Here is an 18,817-nt window from a genome sequence, read left to right on the forward strand (position 1 = left end):
CACCTACTTTTCACTATGGCCTGCCGGACCGCGGTCGTCGTGGTGGCTGTCCTGCCCCGTCGGGACCGACTGGGTCTTGGGGACGCCGGCCTGGGCAACAGCGGCGCGCATGTCCGTGTCGGCCATGATATTCTTCATATTATAATAGTCCATGACGCCTAACTTGCCTTCGCGCAGGGCCTGGGCCAGAGCCAACGGGACTTCGGCCTGGGCTTCGACGACTTTGGCCTGCATTTCCTGGGTATAGGCCTGCATTTCCTGCTCTTTGGCCACAGCCATGGCCCGCCGTTCTTCGGCCTTGGCCTGGGCGATCTGCTTGTCCGCTTCGGCCTGGTCCGTCTGCAGGCGGGCGCCGATATTGCGGCCTACGTCGACGTCGGCAATATCGATGGACAAGATTTCAAAGGCCGTCCCGGCGTCGAGGCCCTTGCTGAGGACGGTCTTACTGATTTCATCAGGGTTTTCCAGGACCAGCGAATGGTCCCGTGCCGAGCCGACACTGGTGACGATGCCTTCGCCGACGCGGGCGATGACCGTCGCTTCACCGGCACCGCCGACGAGGCGGTCGATGTTGGCGCGGACCGTGACCCGGGCCCGGACTTTCAGTTCGATGCCGTTCTGGGCGACAGCCGAGATGAACGGCGTTTCGATGACCTTGGGATTGACACTCATCTGGACGGCTTCCAGGACGTCGCGGCCAGCCAGGTCGATGGCGCAGGCCCGTTCAAAGGTCAGGGACATCGTCGCCCGATGGGCGGCAATGAGGGCATCGACGACGCGGTCGACGTCGCCGCCGGCCAGGTAATGGGCTTCCAGCTGGTTGACGTTGACATCGAGGCCGGCCTTGTTGGCCTTGACCAGGGGCAGGATGATCTTCGACGGGATGACCCGGCGCAGGCGCATGCCGATGAGGTTGACGATGCCGACGGATACGCCGGCGGCCATGGCCGAAATCCACAAACCGATGGGCACGAAGTGCAGGAACAGGGATACGATGATGACAGCGGCCACGATGATGATGACAGGCACTGCCAAAAAGGATACGATAGACATAAGATACCTCCTTCTCAGTGTTTGGGATGGCGTTCCGGTTCCGGTTCGACGACGACGCGGCTGCCTTCGACTTTGACCACGCGGACGATGACGTCGCGGCCGATGAACGTGCCGTTGGCCGTGGCATCGACGCGCTCTTTGCCGATGCGGATCGTCCCGGACGGACGCAGAATGGTAATGGTCTTGCCCCGTTCATAGAGATATTTGCTGTAATCGGCCTGGGCCGTATATCCCTTTTCTTTCGTCGAACGGTTCTTGAGGGTCAATTTTTCAAAAAGCCGGCTCTTGGGCAAATGCTTGCCGACGATATAGAACAATATGATGGCCAGGACCGTCCCGCCGGCCAGGATGTAGACGGCCTCATACGTGGCTCCCAGCATGAAGAACAGGCTGCCGAACAAGAGGACGACGCCGGCCAGGCCAAAGATGCCGACGCCAGGCGACGCCAGTTCCAGGCCGATGCAGAGCAGACTAACCAGGAAGGCGGCGACGATTTTCAGGCCGTCGGCCAGGGACTCGTTGCCCGACAGGAGCAGCAGGCCGCCGAAGACGAAGGCCGTAGCAATACCGGCGCCGATGCCGGCCATCTTGATTTCTGCCAGCAAGGCGGCGATGATCAGGGCGACGAAGACCGTGCGGACATAGGGATTCTGCAAGATGCCGACGGCGTCATCACGCCAGTCCTTGTCGACATAGGTCAGGCGGGCATCGCCCAAGCTGTACAGGGCCAGGGCTTCGGACAACGTATCGGCCGAGCCGTCGGACACGTTGAGTTCCCTGGCCTGGCCGTCGGATAAGGCCAGTATCTTCCCCGGTTCGGCATAGTCGGGATAGCCCTGGGACTTGTCGACCATGGCTTCGGCGACGCCGGGATTATGGCCATTCTGGGCCGCCGTCGCGCTGAACTCGGCTTTCAGGGCGGCAATGTTCTTCTCCGTATTGGGAATCGGTTCGGCAGCGCCGATGCTGCTGCCCGACGCCATGATGATATGGCGGCACGACAGGGCGATGAGGGCCCCGGCCGACCAGGCCCGCGACGTGACATAGGCAATAGTCGGCACGTCGGATGCCATGAGCATGTCGCGGATCTTCAAGGCGCTGTCGACGCGGCCGCCCAGGGTATTGATGGTAATGACGACGGCCGTATCGCCTTCTTCGGCGGCCTGGCGCAGGCCGCGCTGGATAAAGGCGGCCTGGCTGCCGTCGATGTCACCGGAAATAGGCAGGACGCGGACGGAATCGGCCTGCACGACAGCAGCCGGTGCGGCAGCTGCCAGGGAAAAGAATAAGACAGCAGCTGTTATCATGCGTAATAGAAAGGTCATTCCCTCACCTGCTTTCATTCACTTTTGTTCGGCGCCTCGATACATTGAAAATAACCGGCACGCTGGAGTTTTTCCAACTCTTCCGGCGAAATGTTGCGGGCAGCCTGTTTTTCTAGTTCTTCAATCGGCTTGTCTTCAATCATATGAATCTTGTCGATGACGGCATCATAGACGGCAGGCGGCTTGTTCTCCTTGATCCAGTCCAGCATGTGGTCGAGCCACTTGCGGCACGTCCAGGAATCTTCGCCATGGTTGTGGCCGCGGAGTATCTGGATCTGGGCCTGTTCCGGAATCTTGGCCAGGAACCAGTTCCATCGTTCCCGGGCAATGAGATAATGATAAAGTTCATCGACATCGCGCAGATGCTGTTCCCGAAGTTCCAGCGTATAACGCGACCAAAATAAACTGAGTGTCATATTGACTACCTCCAAGCAACTCTATATAACTAGTTTATCTTAAGATATTCTACACAGAATTGTCAAACTCCTGCTGGCAAAAAGAAAATCTTTTGTATATGTAAAAAAAGGCGCTGTCCCATGAAGACAGCGCCTTTTTCTGTAGGGGCGCCACGTGGGGCGCCCGTTCACGAAATCGGTTTCACAAGTATCTTACATATATCCGGCGGGCTAAAAACTACAAATGCTGAGAAATCAACCTCTCAGACCGCCTTTGGCGGCCAGCTCTCCTATGAGGAGAGCCTTTCGTCAAATATCAAACTATTTTCACGAATCAAATGCGGCTTCCATAGCAGCGGCTTTTTCCCGGACGGCTTCGGCCGCTTCTTCGCCCATGTAGGCTTCGGCCAGGTTGGCGATGTCGTCTTCATGGACGCCCATGTCGGCAATGCGCAGGTCGAGGTGCAGGGCCTTGGCCAGATAGCAAAGGCGGGCTGCACAGTCATCAGATGTAAAGCCGCCCATCGTGCGGGCCAGTTTGCCATAGAGGAAGGGATCCTTCCCTGCTTTAGCATCGATGACGACAGGGACGATAGCTGCCAAGAGCACTTCGTCAGCCGGGAAGGAGGTCTTGGCGACGGCTTGCGCCAGTCCTTTGGCTACCTGACTGCCCGTTTCTGCAGCGACCATGCTGCCGATGACGCCGGCCAGGACGACTTTTTCCCAAGCTCCTTTATCGGCATGATCGGTGCAGACGCCGGCCAGCTTATCGTTCAAGATGTCGATGGCGTAGAGGGCCATGGCATCGGTCAGCGGCTGGGCATCGGCTGCCGTATAGGCACTGATACATTCACTGAGGGCGGCAAAGCCCGAGACGGCCCGTTCTTTCTGGCTCATGCCGGTCATACATTCCGGATCGACGATGACGACTTTGGCCAGCAGTGCCTGGTCTCGGCTGCCGTCGGGCAGGGATGCATCGAAGCAGGCACCGGTATGATAGTTCGTCGGCACGAAGGTCAGCGGCAGGATTGCCTGACCCAGGGTGCTGGCAGCGGCACGGGCAATCATCTTGGCCCCTTCCATGACGGTATTGCCGCCGATGGCGACGATGAAGTCACTGCCGTTCTTCTTGATTTCATCGACGGCTGAATCAGCCGTAATATCCAGGGATTTCCCCGTGACGTGGGCAAAACGGGCCACAGAGATACCGGCATCTTTCAAGCTCTTTTCGACTTCACGGACCAGGTCCCGTCCATTCGTCGCCGAATCGGTGACGACCAGGGCCTTGGTCCCATAGGACTTCAACAGTTCCCCGGCCAGGTGGCGCTTGCCGGCGCCAAAGACGACGGATACCGGCATGGAGAAGGAGAAACTGAGCGGCTGCGATACATAGGTGACAGGCGCATCCGATTCGACATTCTGAAGGGCTGCGGCCATAGCCTGACCGAAAGCCAGGTCGCCCGCTTCTTCGACGGCTTCATTATCCAGGGCCACGTCGATATGGGTAGCGAACTTGCTGCCGTATTTAGCCTTGCAATAGAGGCCGAAGAGGACGCCCAGGATCGACCAGCTGAGAACCATGCCCCATTCCTGCGGAACCAGGGTAGCACCGGAACCAGGGACGACGTACATGACGACCATGAAGCCCGACATGAGGATAGCCAGGGCACCGACGAGTTTATAATGACTGACCTTATAAGGACGAGCCATGTCCGGTGCTTTTTTACGAAGGATGACGAAGGAAATAGCGACCATGCAGTAGGCGACGCAGCAGCCGAAGTTGCCGGCATCGACGACCCAGACCAACATCTTTTTGCCGAAGAACGGCGCGATGATAGACAAGAGGCCGATGAGCAAGAGCGCATTGACAGGCGTCTTATATTTATCGTGCAATTTGGCAAAGACCCGCGGGATCATATACGATTCAGCCATGGAGTACATGGCGCGGCTGCCGCCGATGAGGAAGGAGTTCCAGCTGGTGATGATGCCGCAGAGGCCGCCGATGATGAGGACCTTGGCCATGATGGAGCTGCCAAAAGCGACGGCCATGGCATCAGCCGTGACCAGGCCGCCGACGCTTTTCATGGCGACGGAGATTTCTGCATTATTCATGACATAGCCGACGCCGAAGATGATGAGCGCATAGAAGAGGACGGCCAGTACGATGGACAAGATGAGGATGCGGCCGATTTTCTGCAAGGATACAGAAATTTCTTCCGCTGCCTGCGGGATGACGTCGAAGCCGATGAAATAGAACGGCGTCATGACGGCAACGGCCAGGGTCCCTTTGACCATATCCGTCGTCGTCGCCCCCATGAACAGCTGGCCTTCCAGGTTCGATACCGTACCGGTCAGGGCCGAAGCCGCGATGAGCAGGATACCGACGCCACCGATGATGACCGTCAGGATCGTCTGCAAAATAGCTGCCGTCTTGGTCCCGATGATATTGATGGCCGTAATGAAGACAGAAACCAGAATGGCTACGGCCAGCCAGGAAGCGTAAATATCGAAACCGGCAACGGTATACAGATAGCCTGCCAGGAAATCAGGATAAATATAAGCTACGATGGTCGGCAGGGCGCAGGCTTCGAAACAGACGACGCCGACATACCCTAAAACGATCATCCAGGTACAAACAAAAGAACCAAGCGGCCCCATGGCCTTATAACTGAAGACATGTTCACCGCCGCACTGCGGCATAGCCGACGTCAGTTCGGCATAGGTCAGGCCGACGAAGAAAATCATGACGCCGCCAATGGCAAACCCCAGCATAGCGCCCAAGACGCCGCCTTGCATGATCCAGTCGCCCGTCGATACGACCCAGCCCCAGCCTATCATAGCCCCGAAGGCGATGACCAGGACGTCCCAAGCACTCAGGACTTTATCAAAATCAGACTTTTTTGTCGCCATCTTTCATACCCCCTCAAGTCTCTTCAAAACGCATTTCGACGAAAGATTTGATGAACTTCGCCGTCTTTTCCCAGCCCAGGACGCTGCTGTCGACCAGCAGGTGCCGGTTGTGACGGTCACCGCGATAGGTCCCGGTAATGTATTTATACCGTCTATGGAGAGCATTGTCATAATCACGGATGACTTCTGCCGCGTGGCGTTCGGATAAGTTCATCTTTTCCATGATGGTCTTAATACGTACTTCTGTCGGTGCATAAATGAAGACGTTGACGACATTTTCCTGCCCCTTCAGGATATAGTCGCTGCACCGGCCGATGATGACGCACGATGTCTTTGCCATCTTGCGGATGACGTCGAACTGCGTGTAAATGACTTTGTTGGACAAATTCGCATAGCGCGTTCCCAACGATGTTTCGATGCCATACGGAACGAAATTCTTGTTATCTGCTTCTTCTACGAGATGTTTTTCTACGCCGATTTTTTCCACGACTTTATCTACGAGATCCCGGTCGTAGTATTCGATTCCCAGCGACTTAGCCAGCATCTTGCCGATTTCCGGGCCGCCGCTGCCAAATTCACATCCCACGGTAATGACGAAATGTTTCATTTCGTTCCCCCCTTTTTTTTAGAAAAGGTGCCTGCCAACCCCTCAATTCTGGCAGACACCTTTTCCTACCCCTCAGTAGTGATTACTTATTTTGCCAATTCTTCGACCGATTCCTTGATGATGGCAATGGCCTTGTCGACGTGTTCCTTCTGGAGGATCAGCGGCGGAACCAGGCGCAGGACGTGGTCGCCGATAGCCGTCGACAGCATGTGTTTGTCGAAGCATTTATGCTTCAAGTCGACGCTGTTGATCTTGTCGTCAAATTCAAGCCCCAAGAAGCAGCCCTGGCCGCGGGCTTCCTTCAGATGCGGCAGTTTTTCCCGGGCCTGTTCCAAGAAGTATGCCCCCATCTTCTTGGCATTGCCAGCCAGGTCTTTGTCCAACAGTTCGTTGACTTCGGCCAAGGCTGCGGCGCAGCAGACCGGATGGCCGCCGAAGGTACTGCCGTGGGAACCCATGGTGAAGGCTTTGGAAACGTCTTCGCGGGCGCAGATGGCTGCAATCGGCATGCCGCCGCCAAGGGCTTTTGCCATGGAAACGATATCCGGTTTGATGCCGTAGTTCATGTAGGACATGACAGCACCGGTGCGGCACCAGCCGCTCTGTACTTCGTCCAGGAGGAGGAGCAGGCCTTTTTCATCGCACAGTTTGCGCAGGCCTGTGAGGAATTCTTTCGTTGCCGGATGGACACCGCCTTCACCCTGTACCGGTTCGACCATGATGCCGATGGTGTTTTCCGTGATGGCGTCTTCAAAGGCTTTCAAATTGTTGAATTCAGCATATTTGAAGCCCGGTGTCATGGCGCCGAAACCGATCTGGCAGGCATTGTCCGGCTGGCCCGTAGCACTCATGGAACCAAAGGTACGGCCGTGGAAGGATTCTTTTGCCGTAATGATTTCGTATTTGTTGGGACCAAAGTGTTCGACGCCGTATTTACGGGCCATCTTGATCATGGCTTCGTTGGCTTCTGCACCGGAGTTCTGGAAGAAAATCTTGTCCATGCCGATGGTCGTGCAGATTTTTTCAGCCAGCAGGGCCTGCGGGACCGTGTACGGATAGTTGAAGGTCTGCATGATGTCCATGCACTGGTCGATGACGGCCAGGACGACTTTATCGTTACAGCTGCCGGCACTGTTGACGGCGATACCAGCGTAGAAATCGAGGTACGGCGTGCCATTTTCATCGTAGACGTACATGCCCTTGCCGCGTTCAGCGATCATGTCGAAGCGTTCGTACGTTTCGATCATGTACTTGTCTACTTTGGCTTTGATTTCTTCTTTGGTCAATCCTACATCGCGTAATCTCATTCGTAACTCCCCCTAAACTGATGATTTTATAAAGAAATGATAACTAACAAAGAATTCCCCAAACAAAAACAGAGGCAAGGAAAGCTGATGTTCCATCAGGCTCCCTTGCCTCTTGTCTCCGTTATTTTCTTTGTTGAATATAGTGTAATACTTTACACTTTCTTTGTCAATATGTTATTTGCTTTTATTTTTATAAATTTCATTTCTTATTGACTTTCAAATTTAAGTGGAATCGTTTTACTTGCGGAACAAGCCCATGGCCTTGGCGGCTTTTTCGTAAGTGACGCTGGCCTTTGCGTGTGCCTTGGCAGCGCCCTTGTCGAGGATGGCGTCCAGTTCGGGGTCGCCGACGAGCTGGCGGTAACGCTGCTGGATCGGTTCCAGCGTCGAAATGATGGCATCGGCCACGTCTTTCTTGAAGGCGCCGTAGCCCTTGCCAGCGTAGGCCGCTTCGACCTGTTCGTGGGTCTGGTCGGTCAGGGCCGAGAAGATTTCAATGAGGTTGGAAATGCCCGGCTTGTTTTCCTTATCGTAATGGACGGAGTTTTCACAGTCCGTCTGGGCCCGCTTGATTTTCTTTTCGATGGCTTTCGGTTCGTCCAGGAGGTAAATCGTCGCCGTCGTGTTGTCGTCGGATTTACTCATCTTCTTGGTCGGTTCCTGGAGGCTCATGACGCGCGTGCCGTCCTGGCCGAGATAGATATCGGGAATGGTGAAGACTTCGCCGTAGAGGCGGTTGAAGCGCTGGGCCAGGTTGCGGGTGATTTCCATGTGCTGCTTCTGGTCGTCGCCGACGGGGACGAAGTTGGTCTGGTACAAGAGGATGTCCGCAGCCATGAGGGGCGGATAGGTCAACAGGCCGGCCGGGATGGAATCGCCCCGTTTGGAAGCCTTGTCCTTATACTGGGTCATGCGTTCCAATTCGCCGACATAGGACAAGGTAATCATCATCCAGCCCAGGAGTGCGTGTTCCGGGACTTCCGACTGGACGAAGAGCGTCGATTTTTCCGGATCCAGACCGGAAGCCAGGTAGATGGCAGCCAGTTTCCGCGTACGTTCATGCAAAAGCTGCGGATCCTGAGGGACCGTGATGGCATGCTGGTTGACGACGCAGTAATAACATTCGTTGCCGTCCTGGATCTTCGAGAAATTGCGCAGTGCGCCTAAATAGTTGCCTAAAGTCAAATTGCCGCTCGGCTGAATGCCAGAAAAAATAATAGACATGATGGATTCCTCCCTAGTTCAATAAAAAAATCCTTCCATCCCTCACATTAGGGACGAAAGGAAAGTCATTTCCGCGGTACCACCCTGGTTGGCAAAACTGCCCGGCTCATATGCACACGTAGATGCATTCTTTCCTGGTAACGGTGAAAGTTCCGGCAGGACCTACTCGCGTTCAGCCTGCATCTCCCGGGCCCATTCCCGCTCATGGCCTCTTCGCCGGACTTCCACTGCCACCGGCTCGCTGTCAAGGGTATCATGACGGTACTTGCTCCCGTTCATGGACGTTCTCTATCACTTTTGATGCATCTATCTTATATCGAAGCGAAGGCCTTGTCAAGTTTTTCTTTTTTGCTTGACTTGGAGTTGACTCCATGTCTTATAATGACTTATATCAAAAAAAACAGGAGGAATTCTATGAAAGCCAAATATAAAAAAATCATCGCCTTTTCCCTGGCCGCTGCCGTCATCGCCGCCGTCAGTGCCTATACCTGGCTGCCGGGTACGAAGACCGTCGCCAGACAGGGCGTCAAGGCCACCAAAGCCGCGGCGGCCCACTACCTGTCGACGGATGCCGTCGATGCCTCGAACATCCGCCAGGTCATCACAGCCGACAGCACGACGTCGCGGACCTTCATGTGGCAGTCGGACTACGCCGAAGAGAATCCTGTCGTCGAATACCGCCAAGCCGGCGACGACGATTCCCTCATGCAGCTCCCCGCTTCCAGTGACGCCTTCAGCGACGATGGCGTGACGACGTACATCCACACGGCGGCCGTCAGCGATCTAAAACCGGGTACGGCCTATGAATACCGCGTCGGTGCCGGCGACAAACGCAGTGACTGGCAGTCCTTCCATACGGCCCAGGGCCATGACTTCAAGGCCCTCATCTTCCCGGATTCCCAGTCCAGCGACTACAGCGTCTGGGCCGCCACGGCCCAGCCTGCCTGGCAGCGCAACCAGGACGCCCAGTTCTTCATCAACATGGGCGACCTCGTCGATAACGGCCAGGACCATTACCAGTGGAACGCCTGGTTCGACGTCGTCGGCGACATGATCGCCCGCATCCCCGTCGTCCCCCTCCTGGGCAACCACGAAACGTATGACAAGGACTGGAAAGTCCGCATGCCCGAAGCCTACCTGCACCTCTTCGCCCTGCCTCGTATCGACAGGGAAAAATACCAGAACCAGTTCTACTCCTTCGACTACGGTGACGTCCACTTCGTCGTCCTCAACACGCAGTCCCAGGAACTGGCTGACTTCGAGCCCAGCCTCGACGAAGACGAAGTGGCCTGGTTCAAGGAAGACATGGCCAAGACGACGAAGAAATGGAAAATCGTCCTCATGCACAAGGACCCGCTCCAGTACGGCTTCGCCAACCGGCCCCAGCCCCGGGAAGAAGGCTTCTCGCCCGAAGGCCGGCTGTGGATGCCCCTCTTCGACCAGTACAGCGTCGATGCCGTCCTCTCGGCCCATCTCCACACCTACCGCGACCGGGGCCATATCAGGAACTTCCAGCGCGATGAATCGGGCCCGCTGTACCTCATCACCGGCGTCGCCGGCAACGTCCAGTATCCGGGATTGTGGAAACAGCACAGCCTCGACGAATACGTCGCACCCCAGCCGGAAACGGACAATTACATGACCCTGGAAGCGACGGACGACAGCCTGACCTTCCGCAGCTTCCTGCCCGACGGCCAACTCTTGGAGGAAAAAAGTATTTCCTCGCACAAATGAAAAAAAGTATGATATAATAGATGCAATCCGGAAGTTCCTTCAAAACGGTACGGATACGAATTGACAAGGAGGAATAAAAATAATGGCACAGATTACAAAAGACACGGGTATCATTGAAGCCGTTCAGAAATATCCGCAGATCATTGAAATCTTCCAGCAGTACGGCCTCGGCTGCATTGGCTGCATGGCTGCTCACTTTGAAACCATCGGCCAGGGCGCTGGTGCCCACGGCATCGACGTCGACGCACTCATTGCTGACCTCAATGACTGCATCGCTGCTAGCGGAAAATAAGGGTGGAAAAAAGCGTTGTCCTGACGGACAACGCTTTTTTAGTGGCTCGTGGTTAGTGGTTCGTGGCTCGTGGCTCCCCTCATAGGGGAGCTGGCCGCCGAAAGCGGCCTGAGAGGTTGTTTTTGACCAAGAAAAAGGACCCTCGCATGATGACGAATACCGTCATGCGAGGGTCCTTTTGCGGCCGGCGGACTGCATTATTCATTATAATCCGTGGCGGGCGCCCCACGTGGCGCCCCTACATGCGAACGGCGGCCTGCATTATTCGTCATAATCCGTGGCGCCCTACACGCGGACCGCGGACTGCGAACTGCGGCCTGCGGAACGCCCAAGGGGCGTTCCTACCCTTGATGGCTGACTTCGTGGCCGCCACCCAGGTGTTCCGGATAGCCGCGCTGAGCAAAGTCGGCAGCTGCCGTGAAGAGGATGTCTGTCGACGAGTTGAGGGCCGTTTCGGTCGAGTCCTGGAGGACGCCGATGATGAAGCCGACGCCGACAACCTGCATGGCAATATCATTGGAGATGCCGAAGAGGCTGCAGGCCATGGGGATCAGCAGCAGCGAGCCGCCGGCAACGCCGGAAGCCCCGCAGGCACCGATGGCCGAGAGAACGCTGAGCAGGAGGGCTGTCGGGAAGTCGACGGCAATCCCTAAGGTATGGACAGCGGCCAAGGTCATGATAGAAATGGTGATAGCTGCGCCGGACATGTTGATCGTTGCGCCGAGCGGAATCGTAACGGTATACGTATCGGGATTGACACCGATTTCTTTCGCCAAGGACAGGTTGACCGGGATGTTAGCGGCCGAGCTGCGCGTAAAGAAGGCCGTGACACCGGACGTCTTGATGCATTTCCAGACCAGCGGATAGGGATTGCGGTGAATCTTGGCATAGACGATGATCGGGTTGACGACGAAGGCGAAGAGCAGCATCGTCCCTAACAAGAGGCAGAGCAATTTAGCATAGCCGATGAGGGCACCGATACCATTGGACGAAACGGAGTCAGCGACGAGGCCCATGATGCCAAGCGGAGCCAGGCGGATGATCCACTGGACGCAAGTCGTAACGGCGTCGGCACAGTCATCGAGGACGGCTTTCGACGATTCGGAAACGCGGCGGACGGCGACGCCGAACAGGCAGGCCCAGCCGAGGATCCCGATGTAGTTGCCCGTCATCAGGGCATGAACCGGGTTATCGACGACGTTCTTGAGGAGCGTCGTCAAGACTTCGGCAATGCCTTCAGGCGCCTTATTGCTGGCAGCCGATACGTCGAGCTGCAGCGTCAGCGGGAAGACGAAACTGATCATGACGGCGAAGAAAGCCGCTAAAAAGGTACCGATAAGATACAGGATGACGACATCTTTGATGTTCGATTCGTGATCTTCCTGTTTGCGGCTCAAGGCAGCAGCGACCAGGACAAAGACCAGGACCGGCGCAATCCCTTTCAAGGCACCGACGAAAATGACGCCGAGCAAAGCCAATTCCTTCCCAGCTGCCGGGAAAGCCATGGCCACGGCGATACCGATGATCAAGCCGACGAGGATCTGCTTAATCAGGCTGATGCGGTTCAATGCATTCCATAAACTATGCATAAAGAAAACCTCCTACCCTAAAATATCAATGATTCCATGTTACAAATGTATAATACATGAATACACTTGTTTATTATAAAGCAAAATCCATAAATTTTCAATAAAAAAAAGAAATGTCTTGTAAAGCTTTTTGTTATCACGTAGGTTTTCTTTGCCTTTGATGTATGATGTTTGACGAAAGGCTCTCCTCATAGGAGAGCTGGCCGCCAAAGGCGGTCTGAGAGGTTGATTTCTCAGCATTTGTAGTTTTTAGTGGATAGCGCTAAATTTAAAACCATCCGCTAACTGCTAGCCGCTGACTGTTAAAAAAAGGGGCTGTCGCACGTGCGACAGTCCCTTTTTTCATATATCAAACTTTTATTCACTTAATACGGCAGCGCAGCGGGCGCAGAGGGTCGGATGGTTCGGATCCGAGCCGACAGTGTCGCTGTGGATCCAGCAGCGTTCGCATTTTTCAGCTGTCGACGGAGCGACGACGACTTTCATGTCGCCGTGGTCTTCACCGGCAACGGCTTCAGCCGGGGCTTCGCCTTTGACCAGTTTGGCTTCGCTGACGATGAGCAGCGTGGCCAGCTGATCCTGCCACTGGCTGAGGAAATCGTAGTCTTCGCCATCGGCATAGATGGTGACGGCTGCGTCCAGGGCATGGCCGATCTTGTGTTCCTTACGGGCGCCTTCGAGGACACGCGTCAAATCGCGGCGGTACGACAGGAACTGAGCCCAGCGGGCATCGAGGTCAGCGTCGAGGTATTCTTTGTGAGCCTTGGGCCAATCGGTGAGCAGGACACTTTCTTCCTTGCCTTCGACAGCGGGCATGTTCTGCCATACTTCTTCGGCCGTGAAGGACAGGACCGGTGCGACGATCTTGACCAGCGTATCGAGGATGATGTACATAGCCGACTGGGCGCTGCGGCGGATATGGGAATCAGCCTTTTCCGTGTACAGGCGGTCTTTGATGACATCCAGGTACATGGCGCTCAAATCGACGGTGCAGAAGTTGTGGATAGCGTGGTACATGACGTGGAACTGGTAGTTTTCATAAGCGTCGGTGACTTCTTCGAAGACCTGTTCCAGGCGCAGGAGAGCCCATTTATCGAGGTCCGTCATGTCCTGGTAGGCGATCATATCCTTCGCCGGATCGAAGTCGGCCAGGTTGCCCAGGAGGTAACGGAAGGTGTTGCGGATCTTGCGGTAGACGTCGGAGAGCTGTTTCAAGATCTTCGGCGACAAGCGGATATCACCCTGATAATCAGCCGACGATACCCACAGGCGCAGGACGTCAGCGCCGTATTTTTCGATGACTTCCTGGGGAGCGACGGTATTGCCGACGGATTTACTCATCTTGCGGCCTTCGCCGTCGACCGTGAAGCCGTGGGTCAGGACCGATTTGTACGGAGCATAGCCGTTGACGGCAACCGACGTGAGCAGGGAGCTGTTGAACCAGCCGCGATGCTGGTCCGAGCCTTCCAGGTACATTTCGCAGGGATAATCGAGGTCCGGGTCATTTTTCAGTACGCCCTGATGGGTGCAGCCGCTGTCGAACCAGACGTCCATGATATCCGATTCCTTGCGGAAGTGTGTACCGCCGCAGTGCGGGCATTTATAGCCTTCCGGCATGAGTTCCTTGACGTCGTGCATCCACCACGTATCGGACCCTTCTTTAGCAAACATCTTCTGCAGATGAGCGATGGTTTCGTCGTTGATGATGTGTTCCCCGCAGTCTTCGCAGTAGAAGATAGGAATAGGCACGCCCCAGACACGCTGACGGGAAATGCACCAGTCACCGCGGTCGTGGATCATGTTGTAAATGCGGTCGTGGCCCCAGGACGGAATCCATTTGACCGTATCGATTGCGTCGAGGGCTTTCTGGCGGAAACCGTCAACCGAAGCAAACCACTGTTCCGTAGCGCGGTAGATGATCGGTTCCTTGCAGCGCCAGCAGTGCGGATACTGATGGCGGAACGTGCTCTTGGCAAAGAGGGCGCCCAGTTCAGCCAGTTTCTTGATGACCGGTACGTTCGTATCGAAGACGAACTGGCCTTCAAAGCCGGGAACCTTGTCGGTGTAACGGCCCGTGCCGTCGACTGTGCCCAGCGGCTTGAGGCCCCAGGCAGCATATTTTTTGCAAACATCAAAGTCGTCCTGGCCATGGTCCGGAGCGGTATGGACGAGGCCGGTACCAGCTTCGAGCGTGACGTGGTCGCCGAGGATGATGGGAACCTTGCGGTCGTAGAAGGGATGCTTGAAGACCAAGCCTTCGAGCTGTTTGCCCGTCATGACGTCGGGCAGGACTTCGTAGTCGTCGACTTTGCCGGCTTTCATGGTCGGTTCGACCAGGTCTTTGGCCATGAGCAGGTATTCGTCGCCGATGCGTACCCAGACGTATTCAAAGTTTTCGTTGGCACTGATGGCGACGTTGCAGGGAATGGTCCACGGCGTCGTCGTCCAGATGAGGGCGAAGACTTTGTCCGGATCGGCACCTTTCGGCATATGGCAGCTGAGGTCGACGGACTTGAATTTGACGTAAATGGAGAAGGATTTATCATCCTTGTATTCGATTTCAGCTTCAGCCAGGGCCGTTTCGCAGTGCGGGCACCAGTAAACGGTCTTCAGGCCTTTGTAGATGTAGCCTTTCTTGGCCATTTCCCCGAAGACGCCGATCTGAGCGACTTCGACGGGCTTGCGCAGCGTCAGGTACGGATGGTCCCAGTCACCGAGGACGCCGAGGCGGATGAAGTCTTTCTTCTGTTCTTCCACGCGGGCCAGGGCGTAGTCACGGCATTTGGCACGCAAGTCGAGGGGGGCCATTTCGTGGCGGTTCAGGCCCGTATCTTTGATGACGGCGTGTTCGATAGGCAGGCCGTGCGTATCCCAACCGGGAACGTATTTCGTATAGCAGCCCTGCTGGGTCTTATATTTGAGGATAATGTCTTTTAATACTTTATTCAATGCATGGCCGATGTGGATCTTGCCATTGGCATACGGAGGACCGTCGTGAAGAATGAACTTGGGCGCACCGTCCCGTTTCTTCAAGCGTTTTTCATAAATCTTGTTGTCCTGCCAGAATTTCAAAAAGTCCGGTTCCCGTTTCGGCAAGTTGCCGCGCATGGGGAAATCGGTCTGAGGCAGATGTAAAGTCTTACCGTAATCCATTGTGTTTCCTCCTCTGAATCTGTGAAAAAAAATAACGTCTCCGTCCCAAAAAGGGACGAAGACGTAATCACCGTGGTACCACCCTATTGACTGCCGGAGCAGCCACTTTGACGCGCAATAACGACGCGACCCGGCAGCTGGTTCGCAGCTGCAGCTCCCAAGTGATCCGCCAGCATGCGGCCTTTTCCGGGCTCACACTATCCCCGGTTCGCTGAAAAGGCACAGGCGACACTGGCCGTCTTGTTCATCGCTTTTCATTTTTTATGACAATTACTTGTACATAGACGTATTGTAAAGGCTTCTCCCCCATTTGTCAAGAGGCTTACTTCCAATACTGGACCGTACTTTCATCAATACCGATGGAAGCCGCCTTGAAGACAGGGTTCCTGCCTTCCTTCTTCTGCTGCTGGTAGTCGCGCATGGCCTTGACGGCCGTGTTGCCCAGGATGAAGCAGGCCGGGATGTTGATGAAGCACATGACGGCCATGAGGATATCGGCAATATCCCAGACAGCGGCCATGGACATGCCGGCGCCGACGAAGACGACGAGGACGCAGACAATGCGGAAAGTATTGACGAAGCCGTGGGACGGCGCGCCCTTGTGGATGAAGCGGATGCAGTTATCGACATAGAACAGGTTGCCGATGAGCGTGGAAAAACCGAAGAGCAGCATGCAGATCGTAATCAGGAGCGGACCGAAGCCGCCGAAGACGGCCGTAGCTGCATTCTGGACGTAAGCCGCACCGGCTACTTCCTTAGTGATGGGCACGCCCGAGAAGAGGCCCATGAAAGCCGTGGCACTGCAGACCAGGAGGGTATCGATGAAGACCGACAGCATCTGGACCAGGCCCTGTTTGACCGGATGGCTGACATCGGCTGCGGCTGCTGCATTCGGTGCCGAACCGATACCGGCTTCGTTGGAATAGAGGCCGCGCTTGATACCGTAGACCATGCAGGAGCCGGACACGCCGCCGAGGATGGACTGGAAGTCGAAGGCATCGGCGAAGATCATGGCGAAGACCTGCGGCAGGCTGGTAATGTGGAAGACGATGACGATGAGCGCTGCCAGGATATAGATGCCGCCCATGAGCGGAACCAGGACCGATGTGACCTTGATGATGCGCTGGCCGCCACCGATGAGGCAGTAGGCGACGAGAGCCGCAAAAATGGCGCCGATGATCCACGGCGTCGTCGTCGGGTCGTAGAAGCTGTAGACCAGGAACGTCGACTGCATGTTGAACGAGCAGAGCAGGTTGAAGCCGCCGGCATAAGTCACGATCAGGGAAAAGGCGAAGAGGACGCCGAGCCAGCGCTTGTGCATGGCCGTTTCAATGTAGTAGGCCGGACCGCCGTAGCTGTGGCCCAGGGGATTGCGGCGCTTGTAAATCTGGGCCAGCGTACTTTCAATGAAGGCCGTAGCCCCGCCGATGATGGCCAGAAGCCACATCCAGAAGACGGCACCGGGACCGCCCAGGCAGATTGCCGTCGAGACGCCGATGATATTGCCCGTACCGACACGGGACGCCGTCGAAACCATGAGGGCCTGGAAAGACGATACTTTCCCGGCTTCTGTCGGTTTTTCCATGACGACGCGGATACTTTCCGGGAACAGGCGCAGCTGGACACAGCGCGTCTTCCAGGAAAAAATAAGGCCGGCTGCAATGAGGATGACCATTAAGATAGGATAATAAAGGACATCATCGAGGTAGTTCAGGACAGCCATAATCATAGAATCACATCCTTACCATAAAAATAAAAATATAAATAAAAATTAAAAAAAGTCCTATAAAAAGGATACGGTATGATGTGATAATCTGTCAATAGGCTATGGATGGTTTGTATCAGGCCGTTCCTATCTTCCCGGCCCTGTAGTATAATGAAACAGAAAGGCAGGGATTTACATGACAGCTATTGAACAAGTAATACAGAAGGCCATCGCCTTCGACCACGGCGATGCCCGGCGCATCCATCATTTCCTCAAGGTCTACGCCTATGCCGACACCATCGGCCGCCTGGAAGGACTGCCCGAAGACCAGCAGGACATCCTGCGCACAGCCGCCGTCCTCCACGACATCGGCATCCACGCAGCCGAAGAAAAATACGGCTCCTCGTCGGGCAAATACCAGGAAATCGAAGGCCCCGCCCCGGCCCGGGCCATCCTGGAAGAACTCGGTGCTGACGAAAAGCTCATCGACCGGGTCTGCTTCCTCATCGCCCACCATCACACCTACGACGGTGTCGACGGCCTGGACTACCAGATACTCCTGGAAGCCGATTTCCTGGTCAACGCCTACGAAGACCAGCTGAAACCGGAAGCCATTGCCACCTTCCGTGACAAGGTGTTCCGCACCCCGTCGGGCCTGCAGTTATTGAAAGACACATATAATGTATGAAAGGGGTAATTACGATGACAAATATTGAAAAATTCGTCGACATGGTAAAAAATTCCGATAACATCGTCTTCTTCGGCGGCGCCGGCGTATCGACGGAAAGCGGCATCCCCGATTTCCGCAGCACCGACGGCCTGTACAACCAGCACTATAAATACCCGCCCGAAACGATTCTCAGCCACTCCTTCTTCATGGACAACACGGAAGAATTCTACCGCTTCTACCGCGACAAGATGCTGGCCCTCGACGCCCAGCCCAACATGGCCCACATCAAGCTGGCCGAACTGGAAAAAGCCGGCAAATTGAAAGCCATCGTCACCCAGAACATCGACGGCCTGCACCAGAAAGCGGGCAGTAAGAATGTCCTGGAACTGCACGGCAGCGTCCACCGCAACTTCTGCATGCACTGCAACAAATTCTTCGACGCCGAATACATGAAGAATTCCACAGGCATCCCCAAGTGCGACGCCTGCGGCGGCACCATCAAGCCCGACGTCGTCCTCTATGAAGAAGGCCTGGACAACGACGTCATCGAACAGTCCCTGTACTACATCAGCCACGCCGACATGCTCATCATCGGCGGCACGAGCCTCGTCGTCTACCCCGCTGCCGGCCTGGTCCGTTACTACCGCGGCCATAAACTGGTCCTCATCAACAAGTCGAGCACCGACATGGACAGCGCCGCCGACCTGGTCCTCCACGACCCGATTGGCGAAGTCTTCAGTCACGTAAAATTATAAAGAAAAGGTAAACTTTCTTCTCATTTGACACACAGTCATAACACATCGTAGTATACTAGAGGCAATGTATAATTTTATGCACTTTTCTGCATACGCAA

The 18,817-nt window shown here is 55.5% G+C and carries 14 protein-coding genes; 4 read left to right on the forward strand and 10 right to left on the reverse strand.

Going from position 1 to position 18,817, the window contains the following annotated elements:
- Nucleotides 1–3: 3 nt before the first annotated feature.
- From floA to trpS, 7 genes are all read right to left on the reverse strand, one after another.
- Nucleotides 4–1,053, reverse strand: a complete 1,050-nt coding sequence (floA, locus tag ACFWUB_RS03160; protein ID WP_292107984.1) for a flotillin-like protein FloA — start codon at nt 1,051–1,053, stop codon at nt 4–6.
- 14 nt (nt 1,054–1,067) lie between these two features.
- Complete coding sequence (locus ACFWUB_RS03165) at nt 1,068–2,378, reverse strand: NfeD family protein (RefSeq protein WP_020723987.1); 1,311 nt, start codon at nt 2,376–2,378, stop codon at nt 1,068–1,070.
- A 14-nt stretch (nt 2,379–2,392) separates the two neighbouring features.
- Nucleotides 2,393–2,794 (reverse strand): hypothetical protein, encoded by a 402-nt coding sequence (locus tag ACFWUB_RS03170; protein WP_020311004.1) that lies wholly within the window; start codon nt 2,792–2,794, stop codon nt 2,393–2,395.
- 306 nt (nt 2,795–3,100) lie between these two features.
- Nucleotides 3,101–5,683 (reverse strand): iron-containing alcohol dehydrogenase, encoded by a 2,583-nt coding sequence (locus tag ACFWUB_RS03175; RefSeq protein WP_416184213.1) that lies wholly within the window; start codon nt 5,681–5,683, stop codon nt 3,101–3,103.
- Nucleotides 5,684–5,696: 13 nt separating this feature from the next.
- Nucleotides 5,697–6,290 (reverse strand): AAA family ATPase, encoded by a 594-nt coding sequence (locus ACFWUB_RS03180; RefSeq protein ID WP_014016161.1) that lies wholly within the window; start codon nt 6,288–6,290, stop codon nt 5,697–5,699.
- Between the two features lie 86 nt (nt 6,291–6,376).
- The gene (locus tag ACFWUB_RS03185; protein WP_014016160.1) at nt 6,377–7,597 is read right to left on the reverse strand and encodes an aspartate aminotransferase family protein; all 1,221 of its coding nucleotides are present in this window, start codon (nt 7,595–7,597) and stop codon (nt 6,377–6,379) included.
- Between the two features lie 237 nt (nt 7,598–7,834).
- Nucleotides 7,835–8,821 carry a tryptophan--tRNA ligase gene (gene trpS, locus ACFWUB_RS03190; RefSeq protein WP_416184214.1) on the reverse strand — a complete coding sequence of 329 codons (987 nt, stop codon included), beginning with the start codon at nt 8,819–8,821 and terminating at the stop codon, nt 7,835–7,837.
- A gap of 414 nt (nt 8,822–9,235) precedes the next feature.
- On the opposite strand from trpS, the gene ACFWUB_RS03195 reads away from it, so the two are divergent.
- Nucleotides 9,236–10,555, forward strand: coding sequence for a purple acid phosphatase family protein (locus tag ACFWUB_RS03195; RefSeq protein ID WP_302681039.1), 1,320 nt, complete (start codon nt 9,236–9,238; stop codon nt 10,553–10,555).
- An 82-nt stretch (nt 10,556–10,637) separates the two neighbouring features.
- Nucleotides 10,638–10,847, forward strand: coding sequence for a DUF1858 domain-containing protein (locus ACFWUB_RS03200; protein ID WP_292105457.1), 210 nt, complete (start codon nt 10,638–10,640; stop codon nt 10,845–10,847).
- Nucleotides 10,848–11,188: 341 nt separating this feature from the next.
- Here ACFWUB_RS03200 and sstT read toward each other — a convergent pair whose 3' ends face one another.
- The 3 genes from sstT to ACFWUB_RS03215 form a co-directional block, all read right to left on the reverse strand.
- The gene (gene sstT, locus ACFWUB_RS03205) at nt 11,189–12,436 is read right to left on the reverse strand and encodes a serine/threonine transporter SstT (protein WP_416184215.1); all 1,248 of its coding nucleotides are present in this window, start codon (nt 12,434–12,436) and stop codon (nt 11,189–11,191) included.
- Nucleotides 12,437–12,793: 357 nt separating this feature from the next.
- Nucleotides 12,794–15,589, reverse strand: a complete 2,796-nt coding sequence (gene ileS, locus ACFWUB_RS03210) for an isoleucine--tRNA ligase (protein ID WP_020310995.1) — start codon at nt 15,587–15,589, stop codon at nt 12,794–12,796.
- A gap of 322 nt (nt 15,590–15,911) precedes the next feature.
- Complete coding sequence (locus tag ACFWUB_RS03215; RefSeq protein ID WP_020310994.1) at nt 15,912–17,318, reverse strand: alanine/glycine:cation symporter family protein; 1,407 nt, start codon at nt 17,316–17,318, stop codon at nt 15,912–15,914.
- A gap of 172 nt (nt 17,319–17,490) precedes the next feature.
- Between ACFWUB_RS03215 and ACFWUB_RS03220 the strand changes: the two genes are divergently transcribed.
- Both ACFWUB_RS03220 and ACFWUB_RS03225 read left to right on the forward strand, forming a co-directional pair.
- Nucleotides 17,491–17,982: an HD domain-containing protein gene (locus tag ACFWUB_RS03220; protein ID WP_020310993.1), complete on the forward strand. Its 492-nt coding sequence runs from the start codon at nt 17,491–17,493 to the stop codon at nt 17,980–17,982.
- A 14-nt stretch (nt 17,983–17,996) separates the two neighbouring features.
- Nucleotides 17,997–18,719: an NAD-dependent protein deacylase gene (locus ACFWUB_RS03225; RefSeq protein ID WP_020310992.1), complete on the forward strand. Its 723-nt coding sequence runs from the start codon at nt 17,997–17,999 to the stop codon at nt 18,717–18,719.
- Nucleotides 18,720–18,817: the final 98 nt, after the last annotated feature.

It is taken from the genome of Megasphaera sp., assembly GCF_047831605.1.
GTDB lineage: Bacteria > Bacillota > Negativicutes > Veillonellales > Megasphaeraceae > Megasphaera > Megasphaera intestinihominis.